Origin of the sequence: Pedobacter sp. D749 (assembly GCF_019317285.1) — a bacterium.
Classification (GTDB): Bacteria; Bacteroidota; Bacteroidia; order Sphingobacteriales; family Sphingobacteriaceae; genus Pedobacter.
In genome coordinates, this window is sequence record NZ_CP079218.1 from 5,736,319 (window position 1) to 5,758,190 (window position 21,872).

22 protein-coding genes are annotated in these 21,872 nt (G+C 37.7%); 11 read left to right on the plus strand and 11 right to left on the minus strand.

All coding sequences use genetic code 11. The features are described 5' to 3' along the window. Positions 1-168 precede the first annotated feature (168 nt). Positions 169-2,241: a M48 family metallopeptidase gene (locus KYH19_RS23600; protein WP_219077000.1), complete on the plus strand. Its 2,073-nt coding sequence runs from the start codon at positions 169-171 to the stop codon at positions 2,239-2,241. 36 nt (positions 2,242-2,277) lie between these two features. Here the strand turns inward: KYH19_RS23600 and yiaA are convergent, their stop codons facing one another. Continuing rightward, positions 2,278-2,685 carry an inner membrane protein YiaA gene (gene yiaA / locus KYH19_RS23605; RefSeq protein ID WP_132398365.1) on the minus strand — a complete coding sequence of 136 codons (408 nt, stop codon included), beginning with the start codon at positions 2,683-2,685 and terminating at the stop codon, positions 2,278-2,280. Positions 2,686-3,010: 325 nt separating this feature from the next. On the opposite strand from yiaA, the gene KYH19_RS23610 reads away from it, so the two are divergent. Next, positions 3,011-4,507 carry an NAD(P)H-hydrate dehydratase gene (locus KYH19_RS23610; RefSeq protein WP_255562513.1) on the plus strand — a complete coding sequence of 499 codons (1,497 nt, stop codon included), beginning with the start codon at positions 3,011-3,013 and terminating at the stop codon, positions 4,505-4,507. A gap of 128 nt (positions 4,508-4,635) precedes the next feature. Beyond that, entirely contained in the window at positions 4,636-5,337 is a 702-nt protein-coding gene (locus tag KYH19_RS23615; RefSeq protein ID WP_219077001.1) for an AIM24 family protein, read from the plus strand. 522 nt (positions 5,338-5,859) lie between these two features. Here the strand turns inward: KYH19_RS23615 and KYH19_RS23620 are convergent. The 4 genes from KYH19_RS23620 to KYH19_RS23635 all read right to left on the minus strand — a co-directional run bounded on the left by KYH19_RS23620 (position 5,860) and on the right by KYH19_RS23635 (position 8,899). Beyond that, a complete protein-coding gene (locus tag KYH19_RS23620) occupies positions 5,860-6,717 on the minus strand; it encodes an anti-sigma factor domain-containing protein (protein WP_219077002.1) in 858 nt (285 codons plus the stop codon). A 2-nt stretch (positions 6,718-6,719) separates the two neighbouring features. Then, a complete protein-coding gene (locus KYH19_RS23625; RefSeq protein WP_132398371.1) occupies positions 6,720-7,271 on the minus strand; it encodes an RNA polymerase sigma factor in 552 nt (183 codons plus the stop codon). A 109-nt stretch (positions 7,272-7,380) separates the two neighbouring features. Further along, positions 7,381-8,274: a lipoyl synthase gene (gene lipA, locus KYH19_RS23630; protein ID WP_132398373.1), complete on the minus strand. Its 894-nt coding sequence runs from the start codon at positions 8,272-8,274 to the stop codon at positions 7,381-7,383. A 193-nt stretch (positions 8,275-8,467) separates the two neighbouring features. Beyond that, entirely contained in the window at positions 8,468-8,899 is a 432-nt protein-coding gene (locus tag KYH19_RS23635) for a GNAT family N-acetyltransferase (protein ID WP_219077003.1), read from the minus strand. A gap of 495 nt (positions 8,900-9,394) precedes the next feature. Between KYH19_RS23635 and cysS the strand changes: the two genes are divergently transcribed. The 6 genes from cysS (at position 9,395) to KYH19_RS23665 (ending at position 15,299) form a co-directional block, all read left to right on the plus strand. Next, complete coding sequence (gene cysS, locus KYH19_RS23640; RefSeq protein WP_219077004.1) at positions 9,395-10,855, plus strand: cysteine--tRNA ligase; 1,461 nt, start codon at positions 9,395-9,397, stop codon at positions 10,853-10,855. A 37-nt stretch (positions 10,856-10,892) separates the two neighbouring features. After that, the gene (locus tag KYH19_RS23645) at positions 10,893-11,573 is read left to right on the plus strand and encodes an aspartate/glutamate racemase family protein (RefSeq protein ID WP_219077005.1); all 681 of its coding nucleotides are present in this window, start codon (positions 10,893-10,895) and stop codon (positions 11,571-11,573) included. A 189-nt stretch (positions 11,574-11,762) separates the two neighbouring features. After that, positions 11,763-12,152, plus strand: coding sequence for an endonuclease domain-containing protein (locus tag KYH19_RS23650; protein ID WP_219077006.1), 390 nt, complete (start codon positions 11,763-11,765; stop codon positions 12,150-12,152). A gap of 135 nt (positions 12,153-12,287) precedes the next feature. Further along, positions 12,288-13,268: a M28 family peptidase gene (locus KYH19_RS23655; RefSeq protein ID WP_219077007.1), complete on the plus strand. Its 981-nt coding sequence runs from the start codon at positions 12,288-12,290 to the stop codon at positions 13,266-13,268. Positions 13,269-13,357: 89 nt separating this feature from the next. After that, the gene (locus tag KYH19_RS23660) at positions 13,358-14,215 is read left to right on the plus strand and encodes a nuclear transport factor 2 family protein (RefSeq protein WP_219077008.1); all 858 of its coding nucleotides are present in this window, start codon (positions 13,358-13,360) and stop codon (positions 14,213-14,215) included. Positions 14,216-14,411: 196 nt separating this feature from the next. After that, positions 14,412-15,299 carry a glycerophosphodiester phosphodiesterase family protein gene (locus KYH19_RS23665; protein WP_219077009.1) on the plus strand — a complete coding sequence of 296 codons (888 nt, stop codon included), beginning with the start codon at positions 14,412-14,414 and terminating at the stop codon, positions 15,297-15,299. 67 nt (positions 15,300-15,366) lie between these two features. Here the strand turns inward: KYH19_RS23665 and KYH19_RS23670 are convergent, their stop codons facing one another. The 6 genes from KYH19_RS23670 to KYH19_RS23695 form a co-directional block, all read right to left on the minus strand. Then, a complete protein-coding gene (locus KYH19_RS23670) occupies positions 15,367-15,555 on the minus strand; it encodes a hypothetical protein (protein WP_090502258.1) in 189 nt (62 codons plus the stop codon). Between the two features lie 141 nt (positions 15,556-15,696). Next, positions 15,697-16,218, minus strand: a complete 522-nt coding sequence (locus KYH19_RS23675) for a hypothetical protein (RefSeq protein ID WP_219077010.1) — start codon at positions 16,216-16,218, stop codon at positions 15,697-15,699. A 259-nt stretch (positions 16,219-16,477) separates the two neighbouring features. After that, positions 16,478-16,924, minus strand: a complete 447-nt coding sequence (locus tag KYH19_RS23680; RefSeq protein WP_219077011.1) for a DinB family protein — start codon at positions 16,922-16,924, stop codon at positions 16,478-16,480. 521 nt (positions 16,925-17,445) lie between these two features. Further along, on the minus strand, positions 17,446-18,408 hold the full coding sequence (locus tag KYH19_RS23685) for a MoxR family ATPase (protein ID WP_132398392.1): 963 nt from the start codon (positions 18,406-18,408) through the stop codon (positions 17,446-17,448). 5 nt (positions 18,409-18,413) lie between these two features. Continuing rightward, positions 18,414-19,772 carry a peptidylprolyl isomerase gene (locus KYH19_RS23690; protein WP_132398394.1) on the minus strand — a complete coding sequence of 453 codons (1,359 nt, stop codon included), beginning with the start codon at positions 19,770-19,772 and terminating at the stop codon, positions 18,414-18,416. A 54-nt stretch (positions 19,773-19,826) separates the two neighbouring features. Then, positions 19,827-20,351, minus strand: a complete 525-nt coding sequence (locus KYH19_RS23695) for a hypothetical protein (protein WP_255562514.1) — start codon at positions 20,349-20,351, stop codon at positions 19,827-19,829. A 167-nt stretch (positions 20,352-20,518) separates the two neighbouring features. Between KYH19_RS23695 and KYH19_RS23700 the strand changes: the two genes are divergently transcribed. Together KYH19_RS23700 and KYH19_RS23705 are read left to right on the plus strand one after the other, a co-directional pair. Next, the gene (locus KYH19_RS23700) at positions 20,519-21,172 is read left to right on the plus strand and encodes a hypothetical protein (RefSeq protein WP_132398396.1); all 654 of its coding nucleotides are present in this window, start codon (positions 20,519-20,521) and stop codon (positions 21,170-21,172) included. A gap of 117 nt (positions 21,173-21,289) precedes the next feature. After that, the gene (locus KYH19_RS23705; RefSeq protein ID WP_219077012.1) at positions 21,290-21,862 is read left to right on the plus strand and encodes a non-canonical purine NTP diphosphatase; all 573 of its coding nucleotides are present in this window, start codon (positions 21,290-21,292) and stop codon (positions 21,860-21,862) included. Positions 21,863-21,872 lie beyond the last annotated feature (10 nt).

The window sequence follows — 21,872 nt, forward strand, 5'->3', positions numbered from 1 at the left end:
TCGAAAATGATAAACTATTAGCCTCGGTATCTGATGTTTAAAGTAGTAATTATTTTCGAATCATTTCACTATCACTCGTAATTGCTGCAATAATTTATTGTTAATTTTTTTAAAGCGCTTTTGAGCATTTATCCGTTTTGTTATCTTGCATAACCAAACAATATCTTTATGCACGAAAACGCTCTTCGGCCTTCTGAAAATTTTAAGAAGATGGCAGCCAAGTCTGTACAGGCTATTACCTTATTTGTTGCCACCTATATAGTATTAATAATATTTACATTGGCGCTAACCGCAGTTTCCTGTTATTTGGGGATAAAGCTCATGGAATATATCAGCTCTTCCGTTACTTTTATTTTGGGCATTGGTTTGATAGGTTTTGGTTTTATGATCCTGTTTTTTCTGGTCAAGTTTATGTTTAAGAGCAATAAGCTGGACAGGTCTCATTTATTGGAAATTACCAGGGCCGATCAGCCTGAAATCTTTAAAATGATTGATGAAATTGTTTTAAGTGTACAAACAGATTTTCCGAAAAAAGTATACCTATCTAATGAGGTTAATGCTGCAGTTTTTTACGATTCGAACTTTTGGAGCATGTTTTTCCCGGTGCGTAAAAACCTGATGATCGGATTTGGTCTGATTAATACCACCACTGCTGATGAACTGCGTGCAATATTAGCCCATGAGTTTGGCCACTTTTCGCAAAAGAGCATGAAGGTTGGTATTTATGTATACCAGTTTAACAAGGTTATTTACGATATGCTTTATGAAAATGAAAGTTATGATAAAGTAACGCGTGGCATAGCGAACGCAAGTTCTTATATTGGTATTTTTGTGCTGATTTCTGATAAGATAATCGGTTTAATGCAACAGATTCTAGTGCGTGTTTATCAGGTTTTAAGTGAGAGTTATAGCAAACTTTCGCACGAAATGGAATTTCATGCCGATGCAGTTGCTGCAGTTACCGTAGGTTCTAAACCCCTTGTTGATTCGTTATTGCGCATGCAGCTCGCAAGCCGTTCTGTAGATATTATCTATAACTATTACGAAAGAAAAATCGATGATTGTGTTATTTCGGCAAATATTTTTCCACAACAGATTTTGGTAATGAATTTTTTGGCTCAAAGGAATAAACTGCCTTTCGAAAATGGATTCCCGCAGGTGAGCATTGGTTATTATAACCGCTTTAACAAATCAAAAATATCCTTTTCCAATCAATATAGTTCACATCCAGAAACCGATGAGCGTATTAAAAGATTAAATGACCTCAGAATTCCTGTTGGAAAACCATACAATGAGATGGCGAACACACTACTTGTAGATCAGGAAAGAATAGCTGAAAAATTTACAGCACAGATATTCCAGCGTGCAGTTTACCGAGAGCAACCATCGGTACAGCACTTAAGTGACTTTGAAGTAGATTTTTTGAAAGAAAATGATCAAAATTCTTATCCAGATATTTTTAATGGTTATTTCGATTATAGAAATCCCTATCATCAGTTTAATATAGATTCATTTGATCTGCCAACAATTCCATCTGAATTGAGCGTTGAAGAGTTTTTTGATGATACCAACTTAAGCGTAATGTATGAGTTGAAGGCATTGGAATCAGACCTGGCTACAATAGATAATATAGATTCACAGGTGATCAATGTTAAAACATTTAATTACGATGGTAAAAAGTATTCGCTGGCTGATTGTAGGGCAATGATTGATTATTTGAAGGATGAAATAAGCAAGAAAAATGGGCAATTGGCTCTGCTCGATGTAAAGGTTTTTGAATATTTCAGGTTTTTGGCAAAAGAAAATCAAATTGAAGCAACATTTAAATCGCTTTCGATCAAATATAAGCAGGTAGCCGAAGAATTTACGGTTCAAGAGAATGCTTATTTAGATCTGGCCAATGCAACAAGATTTATGCATACATCAGCATCCAAGGAAATGATCAAAAGAAAGATGGTGGTGGTTAAAAAAGAAGAGAAAAAATTTAAGGATTGTTTGATTGCAATCGTTAATGATGATGCGTATGCCAGTTTAATAACAGAAGAGGCAAAAACAGTCCTCACTGAGTACTTAAAACACAATTACAAGTATTTTGGAGCAGATCTTTATTTTGATGAAGAGCTTAAGGACTTATTTTTTGCCATGAATTTTTTTGGAGTAGTTATATCCGAAAGGCATTTTCTTACCAAAAAAGAACTTCTGGCGTTTAGCGCAAAATTGGCAAATCCGGTGTTTAGCTGAATAAAAAGCCAGTAATTAATACCACTGGCTTAAATCTTACTCCGAATCGCGGTTTTTATTTACAATCTGGCTGTCTCTCGTGTTTTTCTGCACCGTAATAGCGCCAAACAAGGAGAGTAAAAAGGCAAAGGCATAAAATCCTTTTTCGCTAGGCAATAGGGTGGCATTCCACAAACCAATTACCAATAAAGTGATGGTTAATAGTGTAGAGAACCAACTGATGCCATAATAAATTTCTGTAACAGGAATTCCTTCCAATTTATCGCGAACAGCTTTTTGTAAAGAGATTACGGCGAAAAGGCCAAACATTAATACGGTGAAATAATATCCTTTTTCATTAAGAAGCATATCAGAACGCCACAGACCTACAATAAAGCCGATCATTCCGATACCTAATGCCATCCAGGCAGCTGCCACAAATGCATTTGATGGTTTTTGATTCATTGTTTTGAGATTTAATTTAATTCAATAGTCAACGCTAAAGATTGGCAAAAGGTATAAAAATTAAAAGAGAGTATTTCAAATTATTTTTTGAATGCTGAGTCTGGGAGATAATTTTTATGGGATTGGGCTAACTGATATCAATAAAATAATCTGGGTAAAGATAGAAGGGGTGTACAGGTGGAATAGAATATAAAAATCTGTGTTTATCTGTGTGTGCATCTGTGGTTGGAAATTCCTGATGGATTTAATTACAATGCTTTAAAGAAAGAAAATCAAACAAAATCCCATCTTTTGCATTATAGCTGTATAATCTTACCTTAGTTATATGCGAACATTGCTTACTTCTGCCCAAATGCGCAGTGCTGATCAGTTTACGATTGCCAATAAACCCATTGCTTCTATCGATCTGATGGAAAAAGCGGCGAGAGCTTTTGTTCAAGCTTTTTTAAGAGACGAGTTCGATACCAATAAAAGCCTGGTTATAATCTGTGGGAAAGGAAATAATGGGGGAGACGGACTTGCTATTGCACATTTGCTTATCGCTAATGGATATGAGAATTTAAAAGTCTACATCATTAACTTCGATGAAAAGCAGAGCGACGATTTTGCAATTAACCTGCAACGGATTGAGGAAACACGCTGTAAAAAAACGATTATTAATCAGGCTTCTGATCTAAAGCATTTGAAAGCCGACTTAATTATTGATGCCATTCTAGGCTCCGGCTTAAATAAGCCTTTGAGTGGAGAATTTGAAACGCTTGTGCAGGCCATAAATAAGCTGAATAAAAAAGTATATGCGGTTGATGTACCAACAGGTTTTTTTGCTGAAGGTAAACTCCCGAAAGATTATAACGGTATAAAAGCCTACAAAACAATTTGTTTTCAAAGACCGAAAATTAATTTTTTCTTCCCTGAGTCGGCCTTGGCGACTGAAAAATATGAAGTGGTTGATATTGATCTGGATGAGGCTTTTATCCAGAAACAAGATGCTGATTTCTATTTACTTGAAGAAAGTGACATTGAGAAGATTCTGCAGCCCCGAAAATTGTTCAGCCATAAAGGTACTTATGGTCACGCACTTGTTATTGCGGGAAATACCAATACCATGGGCGCGGCTTTGCTTTCTTCTATGGCTTGTTTACATACAGGCGCGGGATTAACCACTGCTTCTATTCCACAGAGTGGTTTAGCCGCTTTAAATACCACCTTACCAGAAGTCATGGCCCTGCCAAGAGATGAATACACAAGAATAGAGAACCCAAAGAAATATCAGGCCATTGCTATAGGCCCAGGTTTAGGTACTGAAGCGGAAAATGAAAAACTGCTCGAAAGCCTGATTTTGGCTAACCAGATGTTGATTATTGATGCAGACGCTTTGAATATTTTGAGTGAAAGGCCCGATCTGATCGATAAACTTGTCGCAAATACCATTATCACCCCGCACATGAAAGAGTTCGATCGCTTATTTGGTGAACATGATAATTGGTGGGATAGGGTACAAACAGCCAAAGAAAAGGCCATCAAGCAAAAGATTGTTATCGTTCTTAAAAACCAATATACTTTTATTTGCCTGCCAACAGGCAAGGTACTCATCAATCCTACAGGAAATCCGGCGATGGCGCAAGGTGGAATGGGCGATATTCTCACCGGCATTATTGCAGGTTTTGTAGCGCAGAAATATTCGGCAACAGATGCCGCTCTTCTGGCTTGCTACATTCATGGAAAGGCAGGCGATCATTTAGCACAGGAACAATTTGTCGTTACCGCATCGCATCTTACCGCCAGGATATCAAAAGAAATTAAAGCACTCATCTCAACCTAGTTTGTGATGCGCTTAGCCACAATTGTGGGAAAAAAACCTTTACTAAACTACTATTTTTTTAGTTTATAATTAATAGTTTACACAATATTTAAATAACAGATACTTTAAAAACGGAAAACAAAATTATTATGGCACAAAAAGAGTACACGCTGAACGAACTCATTAAGGAATCAGCAGAAAACCCGGCAGAAAACGATTTTTTTGAACTGGAAAAACCGGCCATGCTGGAGGTAAATCTTAAAAATCAAAAAATCCTGGCAAAAGCAGGTTCGATGGTTGCTTACATCGGAAATATTGATTTTAAAAGAGAAGGGCTATTGAGCAAAGGTTTGGGGGGGTTGTTAAAAAAAGCCATATCTGGTGAAGGTACCTCACTGATGCACGCTACCGGAACTGGCAAACTATATCTGGCCGATGAAGGAAAGAAAGTAAAGATCATCAAACTTCAAAACGAAGCCGTTTTTGTAAATGGTAATGATGTATTGGCTCTGGAAGAGAGTATTAAAAATGATATAAAAATGCTAAAAAGCATCGCAGGGATGATGAGTGGTGGTTTATTTCAGGTTAAACTTTCGGGCAGCGGTTATATTGCCATAACCACGCATGGCGAACCAATTTTATTAAGGGTTACAGCCAATCAGCCTGTATATACCGACCCGAATGCTACAGTAGCCTGGTCTGAGAATTTAACACCTAACATTAAAACCAATTTAACTTTCGGTTCCTTCATTGGAAGAGGAAGTGGCGAATCTTTCCAATTAGAGTTTTTTGGCGAGGGATGGGTATTGGTACAGCCTTACGAAGAAGTGAAGTACGCAGCTAAGTCTTAATAGTAGAATCGTCCTCGACCGCAGTGGAGAGATCTTAATCGATAAGGTTTCTCCATTTCGTTCACTCGGGGCAACAAGATTTATGCGTTAAATATATAGGCGTTTTTTTGGAAAGCAGTTTGCAAAAGCATTTGTGTTTAGACAGTCCTGCCATTCGCTTTACCTCTCTGCGTTCGGTGCCCGCTCCTGTCAGGTTTAGGTGGCGCGGCCAGTATTACTATTGAGGGTTGCAGGAACCAAAATCTCTGCCTTAAGACTATCCCCTCTTATTTGCAAGAGGGATGGGTATTCGTACGGCCTTGTGAAGAAGTGAAATATGCAACTAAATATTATATTTTAATCGTCATCTCGACTGAAGCGCAGCGGAATGGAGAGATCTATCTATACAGATTTTGCTTCGCAGAGCCTCGGGTTCTCGACTTCGTTTCACTTCGCTCGAAAGGACGATTCAGGGGTATAAAAACAAAAAATCCCGGCATTTCATCAATGTCGGGATTTTTTATATTGATTAAAAATTTTAAATTAAACGCCACCCATTACGGTTAGCTTATCCATTGTAGGGTTAACGCTTCCGCCCATAGGCTCTAAAGTTACAGCAAATGCCTGTGCTTCCTGAATGGTTTGCATTTTTAATAGTGCCTCATTATTGGTTGAATCTGTTTTTCCAAAAACACCCAAGCTTACCGGTTTACCATTTACCAAGGCCCACAACTGATATTGATGTTCGGCATCGGTTTTTGGTAAATCCATAGCCACATAGTTAATCAGCACACTTTTATCTTTTTTGTTCCAGTACACCTTCATTTTAGAAGTTGGGCTAAAAGCCTGCCCTGCCATACGGATGGTTGCCCACTCTTTGCTATCGGCCATGGCTGCCATATTATCCAAGCCCTGGTTCTCAAACTCCAGTTTGCTTACAACTCCGGCAAACTTTTGTTTATCCAGGTTTAAACTTGCAATCTGGTCATGCGCAGCGTTCAGTTTGTTATAAGTAATAAACAATGCGGCTGTACTTACTACCAATAAAGCTATACAAGCAACTAAGGCGTAACGTAAAGTTCTCACTTTCGCATCGCTTCCATCTAAACGTATAATTTTTGGTTCTTCTGTATAAAGTGGTTCGGGTTGAACATTCACATTCTCTTCAACTTCACTTAACCCCAACTTTTCGAATAATCTTGTTTCTACATCTGCAGATGGTTCTACCGCATTTTGAATAGCATATTGCTCCATAGCTTGCTCAATGGCCGCTATTTCATCTCTTACCTCAGGGTTTTGAGATGCCATTTCCTCAACCTGCAACGTTTCTTCAGGTGATAAATCACCTAAAACGTACAGCTCAAGTACTCCAGATTCGATATATGCTTTTAAATTTTCCACGCTCAATTAAAATTCCTTCTCAATTCAATAATAGCCAACCGGATCCGGGTTTTCACCGTACCTAATGGCAGATCTAACTTTTCTGCGGCCTCCACATGCGTGAAGCCCTTGTAATAAACTAAATCAAGAACTGCTTGTAAATCCGGTTTAAGGTTATCTACAAGTTGCTTAACACCAAGAACATCGGGGTTAAACGTAACCTTGTTTTGTTCATCAACGAAACTTACGTTATTTTCTATATCTTGGTTTTTGAGTGAATTCTTAAAGTCTTTAGAACGGAGTTTATCGATCGATAAATTGCGGGCAATATTCATCATCCACGTAAACAAACGTCCTTTAGTATGATCATAGTGTGTTGCAGACTGCCATATTTTTACAAAAGTTTCTTGTAAAACATCTTCTGCAAGCTCTGTGTGGGTAATAATGCGTGAAATGACACCGTAAAGCGCCGACGAATACATGCTGTACAGTGTTTTTAGTACCGCTGGATCTTTCGATTGCAGTGCTTGAACAAGTTCAGGCTCGGTTAGAGTTAATTTTTTAAATGCAGTCACTATTGATCACTAAGATACAATACAGAACATTAAAAGCAAAAAAAAGTTTTATAATCGTATTCCATTTCGGAATACGATTATAAAACTTTTGAAGTTATTAATAAGTGAATTAGACTATTCCTTCAATTGGGAAAAGGTGTTTTTCAGCATGGTAAGATGAACGTACCAGTGGGCCGCTCTCTACATATTTTAACCCTTTTGCCAAGCCAGCTTCTTTGTACATCGCAAAAGTATCCGGGTGGATCCAATCAACTACAGGATGATGATTACGGGTTGGTTGTAAATATTGACCTAAAGTTAGGATGTGCACGCCATTAGCCACTAAATCGTCCATGGCTTCGAAAATATCTTCTTCGGTTTCGCCCAAACCAAGCATAATGCCTGTTTTTGTTCTTAAACCAAATTCCGAAATTCTTTTTAAAGCTTCTAAACTTCTATCGTATTTAGCTTGGATGCGTACCTGTCTGGTTAAACGCTTAACGGTTTCCATATTGTGCGAAACCACTTCCGGACGTTCTTCTAAAACGCGGTATAAATTATCCCACTGACCTTTAAAATCAGGGATTAAAGTTTCTAAGGTAGTGATTGGGCTTTCTCTGCGGATAGCCTGTAAGGTTTCTGCCCAGATGATTGAACCGCCATCTTTTAAGTCATCACGATCTACCGAGGTAATTACGCAATGTTTAACCCCCATTAATCTTACTGAATCTGCAATACGGTTAGGTTCATCAACATCAACAGCCAACGGCCGGCCTGTAGCAACCGCACAGAAAGAGCAACTGCGGGTACAGATGTTACCCAAAATCATGAATGTTGCCGTACCTGCACCCCAACATTCTCCCATATTAGGGCAGTTGCCGCTTTCGCAGATCGTATGGAGCTTGTGCGTGTCTACTAAACTGCGAACTTGTGCATATTCTTTACCAACAGGTAATTTTACACGTAACCAATCTGGTTTACGTTTAACTTCAGTCACAGCAGGTACTACCGGTAAATCAATCATGCTACAAAGTTAACGAATAGGATTGAAATGTTACAACGTAGAAATGTTTGAAGGTTGTAATAATTGGAGGCGATCCTTAATTGCGGGTTAGCCAACTTGCGAAGTCTGGCTGGGAAGAGGCAGAGCTAGACTTCGCAAGTTTAGCAAGGGCCTGCCTGTAGTGTCAGATAGAATATCTGACACTATTGAAAAATTAAACCAAATTCATTTCAAAAGCAATCTGCCGTTTATTCTCTTTAAAGCCTACCCGTTCATAAAATTGATGACTTTCAATACGCTTAGTGTTGCACCTTACCTTTAGTTTTTTCACTTGAAGCTGTTCTGCCCAAAGTTTTACGCGTTCAATTAACTGTTTTCCAATTTTTAAGTTGCGATAAGCAGAATCTACAATCAATCCTCCAATTTCGACAAATGGATCAGATTCTATTCTTAAGGTATAAAAACCATGAATCCAGCCTACTACTTTGTCGTCAACTAAAGCAACAAATGCACAGTTGTCGTTGCTGTTATTAATCTGTTTAATTCTGGCTAATATTTGCTCAATGTCACTCTCGTAACCCAATTGTGTGGACAGCCAGGCAACACTTTCTGCATCTTTTTTGGTTATTACTCTGATTTCGACCATCGTTAATAAGGTATTATGTTGAACTAAATTAGGATTAAAAAATTATTCTCCCATCAGATGGTATCATTTGACGGAATGCATGCCCGGCGCTGGCCAACTTACGAAGTTGCATGGGCAGGAGCTAGGGCTAACTTCGTAAGTTTACGGTCCCAAAAGCATCAAGCCGTGCCTCCTAAACCCTATTGCAGCGGCAGCCTGAGCCTCTTCGGCGAAGCTATAGCGGAAAGAGGGACTGCTATTGCCGATGAGCTATAACGTACTTTTTCATATAACCTTTAAAAAGCAAATTTTAATTTTCAGTGAGATGGTAAAATTGGCAATAGGGAAAATAAAACACCCCGTCCTGCGGCCCCCCTCTGATAGAGGGGAATGATATACCTCCAAATGAAAAACTAACCAAGCATTAATTGCCTTTCAAATGTTACTTAAAAATCATAACCTTAACATTGCAACTTTTAAGGTTTTAACTTTCTAACTTAATATTACATTTGCAATATGAATACTGGCTTACAGCTTTATAATACGCTTTCGCGCAAAAAAGAACTTTTTCAACCCTTAAATGCACCCAACGTTGGGATGTATGTTTGCGGTCCTACTGTTTATAGTGATGTGCACCTGGGTAATTGCCGCACTTTTATTTCTTTCGATTTAATTTTTAGGTACCTTAAATATGCTGGTTATAAAGTACGTTATGTACGTAATATTACCGATGCAGGTCACTTAGAAGGTGATAGGGACGAGGGCGATGATAAATTTGCAAAACGTGCGAAACTGGAACAGCTTGAGCCAATGGAAATTGTACAGAAATATACTTTGGGTTTCCATGATGTAATGCGCATGTTCAACACGCAGCCGCCAAGTATCGAGCCTACCGCTACCGGACATATTATTGAGCAGATCGAAATGATTAAGGTAATTATAGCCAAAGGTTATGGTTACGAAGTTGACGGCAATGTATATTTTGATGTAGAAAAATACAGTAAGGAATACAATTATACCATTTTAACCAACCGCAATCTCGAAGATATGCTGAACAATACCCGGGAACTGGGTGGTCAGGATGAGAAACGCGGAAGGTTAGACTTTGCCTTGTGGATAAAAGCAAAGCCAGAAACCTTAATGCAGTGGCAATCGCCATTTGGCATGGGCTTTCCGGGCTGGCATATCGAGTGTTCGGCCATGAGCGCCAAATATTTGGGTGCTGAATTTGATATTCATGGTGGTGGAATGGATTTAGCAGCAACGCACCATACCAATGAAATTGCACAATCTGAAGCCTGCAGCCATAAACAGCCTGCCCGCTATTGGATGCACACCAATATGCTTACCGTAAACGGTACGCGCATGTCTAAATCTGCCGGCAATGGTTTCCTTCCTTTAGAATTGTTTACTGGTGACCACCCTTTACTGAAGAAAGGCTTTAGCCCGATGACGGTGAAGTTTTTTATGTTACAGGCTCACTACCGGAGTACATTAGATTTTTCTAATGAAGCTTTAGACGCCTCGGAGAAAGGTTTTCGCCGCTTAATGGCTGCAATTGGCTTGTTAGATAAGTTAACAGTTTCTGAACAGAACGATTTCGATATTGATGCATTGAAAGAAAAATGTATTACTGCGATGAATGATGACTTTAACAGTCCGATTTTGGTTGCAGAGTTGTTTGAAGCAGTTCGGATTATCAATACTGTGTACGATGGTAAAGGGAAAATCTCTGCAGAAGCACTGGAAAAGTTAAAGCAACTGATTAACGATTTCGTTTTCGATATATTAGGACTGAAAGATGAGGATGCCGGGGGTAACGACTTGAACGGCGTTTTAGATATGGTGATTAACTTAAGAACGGAAGCAAAAGCGAATAAAGATTATGCCACTTCTGATCGTATCCGTATTGGCTTACAAGAGTTGGGAATTCAGCTTAAAGACGGCAAAGAAGGGACCACCTGGAGTAAGGCTTAGGTAGTTCTAAGTCTATAGTTCAAAGTCGATTTTAGCAATGAGAAAAATTGGTTTAGTAGGTGGTATCAGTTGGGTATCTACTATAGATTATTATCGTTTTATAAATGAGGGTGTAAATGAGCGTTTGGGTGGGTTAAATTTCGCTGAATGTTTAATTTACTCCCTTAATTTTGGCGATGTTCAGGATAAAACATGGGAAGGATCGTTTGATCTTTTACTCAATGCTTGCGAAAGTTTAAAACGAAGTGGGGCAGAAGCAATTGTACTCTGCGCCAATACGGCACATCTTTTTGCAGATCAGTTACAAGAAAAAATAGCTCTGCCTATTATCCATATCGGTACCGAAACCGCTAGAGCCATAAGTGTTACTGGAATTAAAAATATAGGACTCTTAGGGACCGTATTTACTATGGAAAAGGACTTTTATATTAAAAAGCTCGAAGACCATGGGTTAAATGTTTTGGTGCCTTCTAAGAAAGAAACCCGCGATTATATACAGTTTACCCTTAAAGAAGAATTAGGTAGAGGTGTAATATTGGAAGAAACAAGGGCACAATATATCCAGATAATTAATGATCTGATCAAGGAAGGAGCTGAGGGGATAATTCTGGGATGTACCGAAATCCCTATGCTGATCAATCAGGATGACTTTGAGATTCCGGTATTTGATACTACCAAAATCCATTGCGAGGCGATTGTGGATTACATGCTTTCTTAGATCACACTTTATTATACTAGGGCTGAAAACAAATCTCATAAGTTTTCAGGCTCACCAAGAATTTGTCCCCCTTTGAAGGGGGCAGGGGGATGAAGAAAATCATATTTAATTTAAAGATGAATAATAACAGCAAATTGTTTTCTATATTTCATTTTTCTACTTTTCAATTCTAAGAAAGGTTACGATATCATGCATAACAACCACTACAACTCTAAATTAAAAACCTTTGCCAGAGACCATCGAAATGATAGTACCAAGGCAGAGATAAGAATTTGGTGTGAATTGTTGAGGAATAAGAAAATGTTGGGATATTCCTTCTTAAGACAGCGACCAATCGGGAATTATATTGCAGATTTTTTCTCAAAGGATTTAAAGTTGGTCATTGAGGTTGATGGACTTAGTCATGAACGAGAAGGACAATTTGAAAAAGATAAAGCTCGTGAACTTAACCTGAACGCATTGGGCTTTCATGTCCTGAGATTTAATGATGATGAGGTAATGAACGATATTGAGAATGTGAATATGACCATTCAGCATTTCATAGCAGAATGGGAAAAAGATCATCAGAGACCTTGTTAAAGAAACAAGTTTTCGCATAGTCATCCCCCTACCCCCTTCAAAGGGGGAATGGACTATTTCTAAGCAATTAATTCTTCCCCCAGGGGGATGAGAGATAATTACACTACTTTGAACAATTTTCCGTTAGATTAAACAATGAATAAAAAACTTTTAATACTGCCTTTATTCGCATTAATTGCATTTTATGCTTGTCAGAACAAAACAAACCGAAATGTTGATGAAAATGTAGAAAAGGCAACAGGTTTAGTTTCTCCTGATTTTAATGCCGATAGTGCTTATGCTTATACCAAAGCTCAGGTGGATTTTGGTCCAAGGATTCCAGGTACCACGGCTCATCAAAAATGTGCAGATTATTTGGTGGCAAAATTAAGGTCGTTCGGTGCAGAAGTAAGTATCCAGGGTGAGCAAACGCAAACTTATGATGGGAAAAGCTTTCTGCTGAAAAATATCGTTGCCGTTTTTAATCCAGATCAAAAAAAGAGGGTTTTAATTACTGCACACTGGGATGCCCGTCCATTTTCTGATCAGGATACCGACCCTGCAAATCATGCAAAACCTTTTGATGCGGCAAATGATGGTGCGAGTGGGGTGGCGGTGATTTTAGAAATGGCACGTCAGATTCAACAGAAACAGCCAAATGTTGGAGTTGATTTTATATTGTGGGATTTAGAAGATTATGGCAAAGCCAATGATGAGACACCAGATGAAACTACATGGTGTTTAGGCTCTCAGTACTGGGCTAAAAAAGCAATTAAGGCAGGATATAAAGCTTTGTACGGCATTAATCTCGACATGGTTGGTGGCGGTAACGCACAGTTTACGCAGGATGAAATCTCCCGTCAGGCTGCTCCAAATGTAGTGAACAAGGTTTGGGACATTGGTAATGAAATTGGTTATGCTTCTTACTTTACGAAAATTCCGAGTGGGAAATTAGTTGATGATCATCTTTGGGCGAACAAAGCAGGCATTCCATCTATCGATATTATCCATTACAATGATAATAGTGGCTTTTATATCAATTGGCATACGCAATTGGATAACTTACCCAACATTGATAAAAATACGTTGAAAGCCACCGGGCAAACTGTTTTAGAAACTATTTATAGAGAAAAATAACTGTCCTTAATGTGTAATTGTTAATTACTTTTAAGTCCATACATTAAAGAAAATTCTATATTCGCCAAACAATATTATCTTAATTAATAATGAAACAATTATTTTCAACTGCAATAGCTTCGCTTTTCGCCCTGGGTGCTTTTGCCCAAAAAAGCGACGGAACAACCAAATCTTTAGTAAATGCTGAAAAGGATTTTGCTAAGTCAATTGCCAAAAATGGAGATAAAGAAGCTTTTACAGACTATTCGACAACAAGCACTTTAGTGTTTAGGCCAAACCCAGTTAATGCTAAAACTTTTTATGCTGGCAAAGCAGATGCTGAAAAGGATGTAACATGGACGCCAAACCTTGCAAAGGTATCACGCAGTGGCGATTTAGGTTTTACCACAGGGCCATATGAAGTTGGAACTTCTGAGAAAAAATACGGTCAATATCTATCGATCTGGAAACCGGAAAACGGCAGGTGGAAACTAGCTATTGATTTAGGAACGGAAAGCAATAAACCTTTAGCTAAATCTAGCCCACAGTTTACTGAACCTAAAGATCATGTTGCTCCAAAGTTCTTAAATGAAAAAGAAATTAAGGCTGGTAAAGATATTATCTTAACTACCGAAAAAACACTAAATACCTTGTTAAAAACACATGGCATTGCAGCATTTGGGGGCTTTTTAACTAACGATGCACGTTTACTTTTTCCGGGTAACGAAGCCATTGATGGAAAAGGAAAAATTATTTCTTTTTATAATGGAATGGTTAGCAAAATCAATTTGAAAACAACAGGGGTAGATAAGGCAATCGGTAGTGATTTGGCCTATACTTATGGTGTGGCTACGATTGATTACAAGGCCGATTTACGTGAAAGTTTTAATTACGTTTTCGTATATGAAAAGGCCGCCGATGCCAGCTGGAACTTAATTGTACAGGCTTTTGTGCCAGCAGAAAGATAAAAACAAATGTGAATTAAAGAAGGGCTATCCATAAAAAGAAGCCCTTTTTTTATTTTAAGTTTTGCCATTACCTGTAGTTGGGATCAGATTTAGCTTAATATTATACCCTATTTTTGAGAGTTGACAACTTCCGTTCCTATTCGTTATTAAAGTTGTCAACTCACTAATAAAATAGCTTATTTTACGTTTAAAATTCATGCACAAAAAATTACTTCTATTATCTGTTCTCATTTTATTTGTCTTTCATGTTTCTGCCCAAAGGAAGAAATTCGATGTACAGGGTAAAGCCGGTGCACGTGGCATTATGCCCGAAAATACCATCGAAGGAATGTTAAAAGCTATCGATTTAGGCGTTACCACCTTAGAAATGGATGCAGTGATTTCGAAAGATAAACAGGTTGTACTTTCGCAAGAGCCTTATTTCAATAACGAGATTTCTTTGCAGCCAAACGGTAAACCGATTACTTTAAAAGATCAGAAGAATTATAACATCTATAAAATGGATTATGAGGAGGTTAAAAAATTTGATGTAGGGAGTAAAGTCCATAGTCGCTTTCCCGGGCAGATGAAGTTTAAAGCTTACAAACCGCTACTCTCTGAAACCATAGATGCAGTTGAGGCTTACGTTAAGGAACACAAACTAGCCAAACCGGTTTATAGTATCGAAACGAAAACGATTAAAAACGGCGACAATGAATTTCATCCTGAGCCTGCAGAATTTGTGGAGTTGATTATGGATGTCATTAATTCGAAAAAAATTGCGAAAAGAGTTATTATTGAATCGTTTGATATGCGCACGCTGCAGTACCTGCACGAAAAATATCCAAAAATACAAACTTCATTATTGATTGATGAAAAAGAACCCTTTGAAGATTATATTGAGAAATTAGGTTTTAAGCCTACTATTTACAGCCCTTACTCGGTTCTGGTTGGTAAGGGTTTGGTAGACCGCTGCCATGAAATGGGTATTAAAATTATCCCCTGGACGGTTAATACGGTGAAGGAAGTAAATTATTTTATGAGTTTGGGGGTAGATGGCATCATTACCGATTTCCCAAACATCATGGGGCAAATCAAAAAATAAAGAAGTATAAAAAAAGCGTTCAGATTTGAATCGGAACGCTTTTTTTATGCTTTCTGAAAAGAAGGCCCTAATGGTGTGCTTCTGGTTTTTCGTGCGCTGCTTCAGTTTTTTCATGATGAGCAGATGCTTCTTCGTGGTTAAAGATTGGTCTGGTGAAATAGACACACAGTAATAAAACCAGAATCCATGCAGCCAATGGTAAAGCCCAAATGCCTTTTGTTTGCTGAGCCGGTGCGTGTGAATCGTGAGCTGACATATCGAATATTTTTGATTTAAAAATTTATGCTTTGTAATTGTGTGGTAAAGATAGTAACAAAATTAAAATAATAAGAGCAATTTGGCGAATAGTATTTTAAGGTCATCCAGCGTATTAGAAAGGGATAAAAGGCACTGCCTTTTATCCTTGTAAATCATAAATCATTGCTTTTGTGCTATTCATTTTGCTTTTAATACGGTTTTGATGCTCCTTTAAAGTGCTTTGTTCATCCTGAACGGCATTAAACAGTTCGGCTTTTTTGAAATGGTTTGCCGCTTCTTCAAAATTTTGCTGTTGCTCAGCATGTAAGCCCAAACATTCGTATATATGTGCTTCGCAAACACCAGGAACAAGTAAAGCCTTCTCTGCAACCTGTTTCACCAGTTTGTGCATTTTGAGCGTAATAACAAGTTCCAGATAGGGTTTATATACTTCTGGAAAATCGGAATCTAGCTCAATGCAGCGTTTATAATAATAACCCGCGGTTTTGTAATCTTTAAAGTGGTTTTGATAAATATCGCCCAATTGAAAATATGCTCTTGCATAATCAGGGTCGAAAACAATAATTTCGTTAAAATACTGAAGTGCCTTGGCTAGTTCGCCCCAGTGCAATTCTTCAATGGCCTGTAGATATTTTTCTTCTACAGTGGTATAAATGTCCATAACGGATATAATTAATTTTGATAAGCGGTTAAATGCTTAGCAAATACGTAATAATTGATTTTTAAATTTGGGTTTTGTTTGTTAAAACTTAAAACCGCGTTAAGGGTTGGGAAGGAAATTTAAGTCAATACCCAAGCCCTTTATGCCACAAGACGGGCTAAAGCTTAATCGTTGGATATGTAGTTGACGTAGCATTTCTGTAAATGATGTTGCAAAGATATTTATTTTCAGTGAATTGCAAATTATTTTTTTCAATCGATCAGCTTTTCATATTGACCAACGCATTTTTAATCTGTCTCCTATGCCTTAAAATATGAACAATGGCATGTTCGAGCATCTGTTCTACATCGTATTGTTGCCCCCACCTCGTGTTGATCTTTTTTGATTGATCGAACTCTTCCATCGTGATGTCTGGATTTCTGTTGAAAAAGTCCTGGTTATATTTAAACGCTTCCCGGAGCCTTGAAATATAGGGTGCCACCTGATCAAATTGCAATCGTTCCGGTCTGACTGTTTTCACTCCAATAGAATTTTCGATATATACCGCATAACTGAACATCGATGCGGTTACATGTGTCAAAATAGTTTGGATGGAAATACAATCTGTATTTGAACTTTCTGGCTCAATGGTTTTTAGTAGTTGCTGTTGGCTGATTGGTTCAATTACTGTAATCACTTCATCAACCGCCTTTTTATATTCATCCATTAGTGCGGCTATAGCACCGGTAAGTTATTGGTATCCATTGCTTATTTTTGAAATGGTTTTTCCTGATGCTTTTATCAATGCTTTTACTTTTTTATTTCTATAGTCAGATACTTTTTCAATGTGAATATGCTTGATTAACTTTCCTGTCCCCCAAAAAACAATTCATTGCTTTCTGAATGGATTTCGAATATAAAACCCCTTAAGTCTTTTTAAAGTTGGATAAAGCTACATTCCTTAGATTTAAAAAAGTGTAAAAAATCTAAATGTATTTCACGATTGCCACTCATTCGTTTCTCTGAATATTTACACGAATATAGCTTGTAGAGTTGACAACTTTAATAGCAAAGAGGCAAGAAAGTTGTCAACTCTTGCATTAATTTTCTAATATTTTGAAATAGGATTTTATGTTGGTCGAGATTTGCAATCTCGACCTGCTGTATTGTGGATTTGTAATTCACTAATAGAAGTTAAAAATTCTGGCTCATCAGACGGGATTACAAATCCCGACTAGCTTAATGCTACTACAATAAATCTTTAATGATTTTCTCGATTGATAAACCTTCAGCTTCTGCGCGGTAGTTACGCACAATACGGTGACGTAATATAGGCTCCGCTACAGCTTTTACATCTTCAATATCAGGAGAATATTTTCCGGTTACAGCGGCATGGCATTTTGCGCCCAGCACTAAAAATTGCGAAGCACGCGGGCCTGCACCCCAGCTAATGTATTTATTAACGGCATCGGTAGCAAACTCACTGTTTGGACGGGTTTTAGCAGCCAGTTTAACTGCATATTCCAATACGTTATCGGTTATAGGAATATCGCGGATCAGTTTCTGAAAATATTGGATATCATCTGCGTGGATAATTTTCTGCAGTTGAGTGGTTTTATTGCTTGTGGTGTTTTTTACGATGTTCAATTCATCTGCAAAGGCAGGATAGTTCAATTGAATGTTGAACATGAACCGATCTAATTGAGCTTCGGGTAGGGGATAAGTTCCTTCCTGTTCAATTGGGTTTTGTGTGGCCAAAACAAAGAATGGTTTTGGTAAAGTATGGGTCTGGCCAGCTGCGGTAACCGATTTTTCCTGCATGGCTTCTAACAAAGCCGCCTGGGTTTTTGGCGGTGTACGGTTAATCTCATCAGCGAGGATAATATTAGAAAAAACAGGCCCTTTTATAAATTTAAAATGCCTGTCTTCTCCTAAAATCTCTGCGCCAATAATATCGCTGGGCATTAAATCGGGTGTAAACTGGATCCGGTTAAAATCGAGGTCTAAAACAGATGCAACTGTTTGTACAAGTAAAGTTTTAGCCAATCCAGGTACGCCAACCAACAAACAGTGTCCGTTACTAAAAATGGCGATTAAAACAGATTTTATGATGTCATCTTGTCCAACTACTACTTTGCCTATTTCGGCTTTAATGTTGTTGAAAGATTGATGAAGTGCATCAACAGCTTCTACTTCGTTCTTATACTGCATTGGTATTATTTTGCGGCTGTGGTTTTAGTCCAGATTTTTAATTCATCACAGGTATTAAATTCGTCGTCGATTTTAATGTAAGTATTTTCGCGACGTTTTTGAAACCATTCGCTTAAAGTACGATTAATTTTATCACTCTGTGCAGCATCTCTGATTTTTGGAAAATCCTGAGCTAAGTTTGCTTTGTGCGGTGGAATTTTAGATTTTAAATATAAAATGCGGTATCCTTGTTTTCCATCAGCTGCAGTAAATAAATCTGGTTTAGAAATACCACCGATTTTCATACTATCGATTACCAGAAACACAGAAGGATCTAATTTGTCAACAGGAATAAAGGTACTTCTTGCCTGAACATTTTCTGCATTAAGCATCATACCACCATTGTACTTGCTCTCTTTATTGTCTGAATAAAGATTTGCCGCAGCAGCGAAACTTATTTTTTTACCAATAATGTTATTGTAAATGCTATCTGCATGTAATTTTAAACGAGTTAAACTTTCTGGGGTAGTTTTAGGCGAAATCAAAATATGTCTAACGTGTACCTGCTCACCTCTACGCTCTAAAACCTGTAAAAAGTGAAAACCATAATCTGTTTCGAATACTGGCGAAATTTCTCCGGCTTTTAACTTAAATGCCCAGGCCGTAAATTCTTTAACCATGGTGTTCCTGTCGATAAAACCGTAATCACCACCATCGGCAGCAGAACCTGGATCTTCAGAATAAGTTTTTGCTAAAACACCCATATCCTCGCCACTCTTAACCCTTAAACGAAGCGCTTCAATTTTATCGCGGAATTTCTGTTTTTCTGCTCTGGTTAACTGTGGATTTAAAATCACTTCACCAACTTCAACCTCGGTATTAAATTCCGGAACGCTATCACCCAAAGCTTTGAAATACTTTTCTACCTCCATTGGCGTAACATTAATGTTTTCGGTAATTTTTTGTTGCATTTTTTGTGCAATCAATTCATCTTTTACTGATGGTCTGATTTCATCTTTGTACTGCAAAACAGATTTGTTTAAGAATTGCTCTAAACGCTCCTGGCCGCCTGCACGCTGCATACTGTAACGCATACGTTTGTTAACCTCATCATCAACCGCACCATCTTCAACCATTACCGAATCGATTTCAGCCTGTTGTTTGAGCAGCTTTTGGGTTAAGGTTTGTTGTAAAATTTTACATTTAATCTCACTGTTAGGCTGGTTGCCCTGATAAAGATATTGTGTGTATTGTTGGTTTAAATCTGATAGCAGGATAATATTATTTCCTACAACAGCAGCAACTTTATCTACAGTATGCTTTTGAGCGAAACTGTTTAAAAACAGGCAAATTAAAGCGGTTGCTACTAAAAAAACTTTCTTCATTCTATTTATTATATTTTGCAAATTTAATACTTATGGTCAAAAAAATCAGGTTGGTTATAACTTGGCAAGCTTCTTCAACTCGTTTTCGTTAATTTTGATCTGATATTTTTGTTTTAGGCCTTTAAGCCATTTTTCTTCTAAACTTAGTTGGTAATCGGCAATTACCTCTCCTCTAACTTCGTTTAAAGGTTTATTGTAATTTTGTTGGTTTTTTGTGTAAAATTCATTTATCGCCTGCTCGTCTTCCTGTGCCTTGTTCCATATTTTTTGTTCAGAAACATTGAACATTAAAACACCTTCGCGGTATTCGTTCAACAGGAAATCATGATCTTTGCTACTCACCCCAGCTTTTTTATGTGTGGTCAATGCATCCTCATAAGTTTTAATTTCTTCCTGGTAACCAGCGTTTTTATCCAATCCCATTTCACGGGCATCTAAAACCTTAAGCTTAAAATTTATATACAAGTTTAAATAAGCCTGTAAAGTATCATACGCAGCACTAATGTTTCCGTTATGGCTTTTTTTGTATGCCCACATAAATTCTTTAGCACTTATTGATTTACCGTTTATCACAGCCACGTTTTGTGCAAACGAAAAGCTATAAATAAAGCTGAAAATAAATAGGCAATAAGCTTTCCTCACGCAGAGCACTCTATAAATTTTAAGGGATAAAAGTAACAATTAGCGACGCTATTATAAGATATTTAACTAATTTTAACAGAAATTATTATCCAACAAAAATACGAATGGAAAACCAGGTTACCAACAATGCGAATGCTTTACGTTTATTTTTTACCGAAGAGGTTTTTTTGGTAAAGGATGAAAGCGTAGAAATTCTGCCTTTGCGTAATCCAGAGGCAGTTTCGGCTGTCGAAAATGCTTCCGTTAATGAAGTAAAAGAACCTGTTTTAAAACCAGAAATAACGCAAATTCCTGGGATTAATCCTACAAATTCTCCTAAAGTTTATCCACAAGCGCCTGAAATTCCGCATATTGTGGCCGAACCAGCACCTGAAAAAACGTTTAAATTTTTGGGTGGAAATAAAAAATCAGTACTCATTTTAGTTAATGATAGTGAGCATGACGTAAGTACCGAACAAGGCAGAGAACTGTTGCGGAAAATTGTTAAAGCTGTAGATTTAGGTACCCCCGATTTTGCCATCCTAAATTATTCTAATTATAAAGGAACGGATTTCGTAGAATTACGCCGGTTTTTTAAACCTGCCATCATGTTATCTTTCGGAGTAGCATTTGCAGACTTGCGACTGAACCTTACCTGGCAGAATGAAATCATCGTTCACGAAACCACCAGAATTATTTTTGCGCCTAACCTCCATCATCTCGATAGTGATTTAACCGCTAAAAAAATACTTTGGGGGCATCTGCAGAAAATTAAATAGCGATTTCGCAAGCGTATCAAGTATTGAGAATCAAGTATCAAGTGCCGGGATATGGCATTTTAATTCGGCTCCAAAAACCTTAAACCCTACACCTTAAGCCTTTTACCCTTCCCTAAAATGAAAAAACTTGTATTCGCCACTAACAACCAACATAAAACTGAAGAAATTCGCGCTGCACTTGAAGGTAAATATGAAGTATTGAATTTAGAAGATATTGGTTGTTTGGTTGATATTCCTGAAACTGCTGATACTTTTGAAGGCAATGCAACTTTAAAAAGCAGTTATGTGGCTGAACATTTTAATTTAGACTGTTTTGCCGACGATAGTGGCTTAGAGGTAGATGCTTTAAACAACGAACCGGGCGTTTATTCTGCCCGATATTCAGGAAGTCGTGATAGCCTGGAAAACATTCAACTGGTTTTAACTAAGCTTGAGGGGAACCCTAATAGAAAAGCAAGGTTTAAAACCGTGATTTCTTTAATGCAGGGTGGTGAAAATCACATTTTTGAAGGTACAATAGAAGGTACAATCAGAACAGGATTATCAGGTTCGAAGGGTTTTGGTTATGATCCCATTTTTCAGCCGGATGGTTACGATATTACTTTTGCTGAAATGGATATGGCAGAAAAGAATAAAATCAGTCACAGGGCTATTGCACTAAAAAAGATGTTGGATTTTTTGAAGAGATAAAACTATAGAC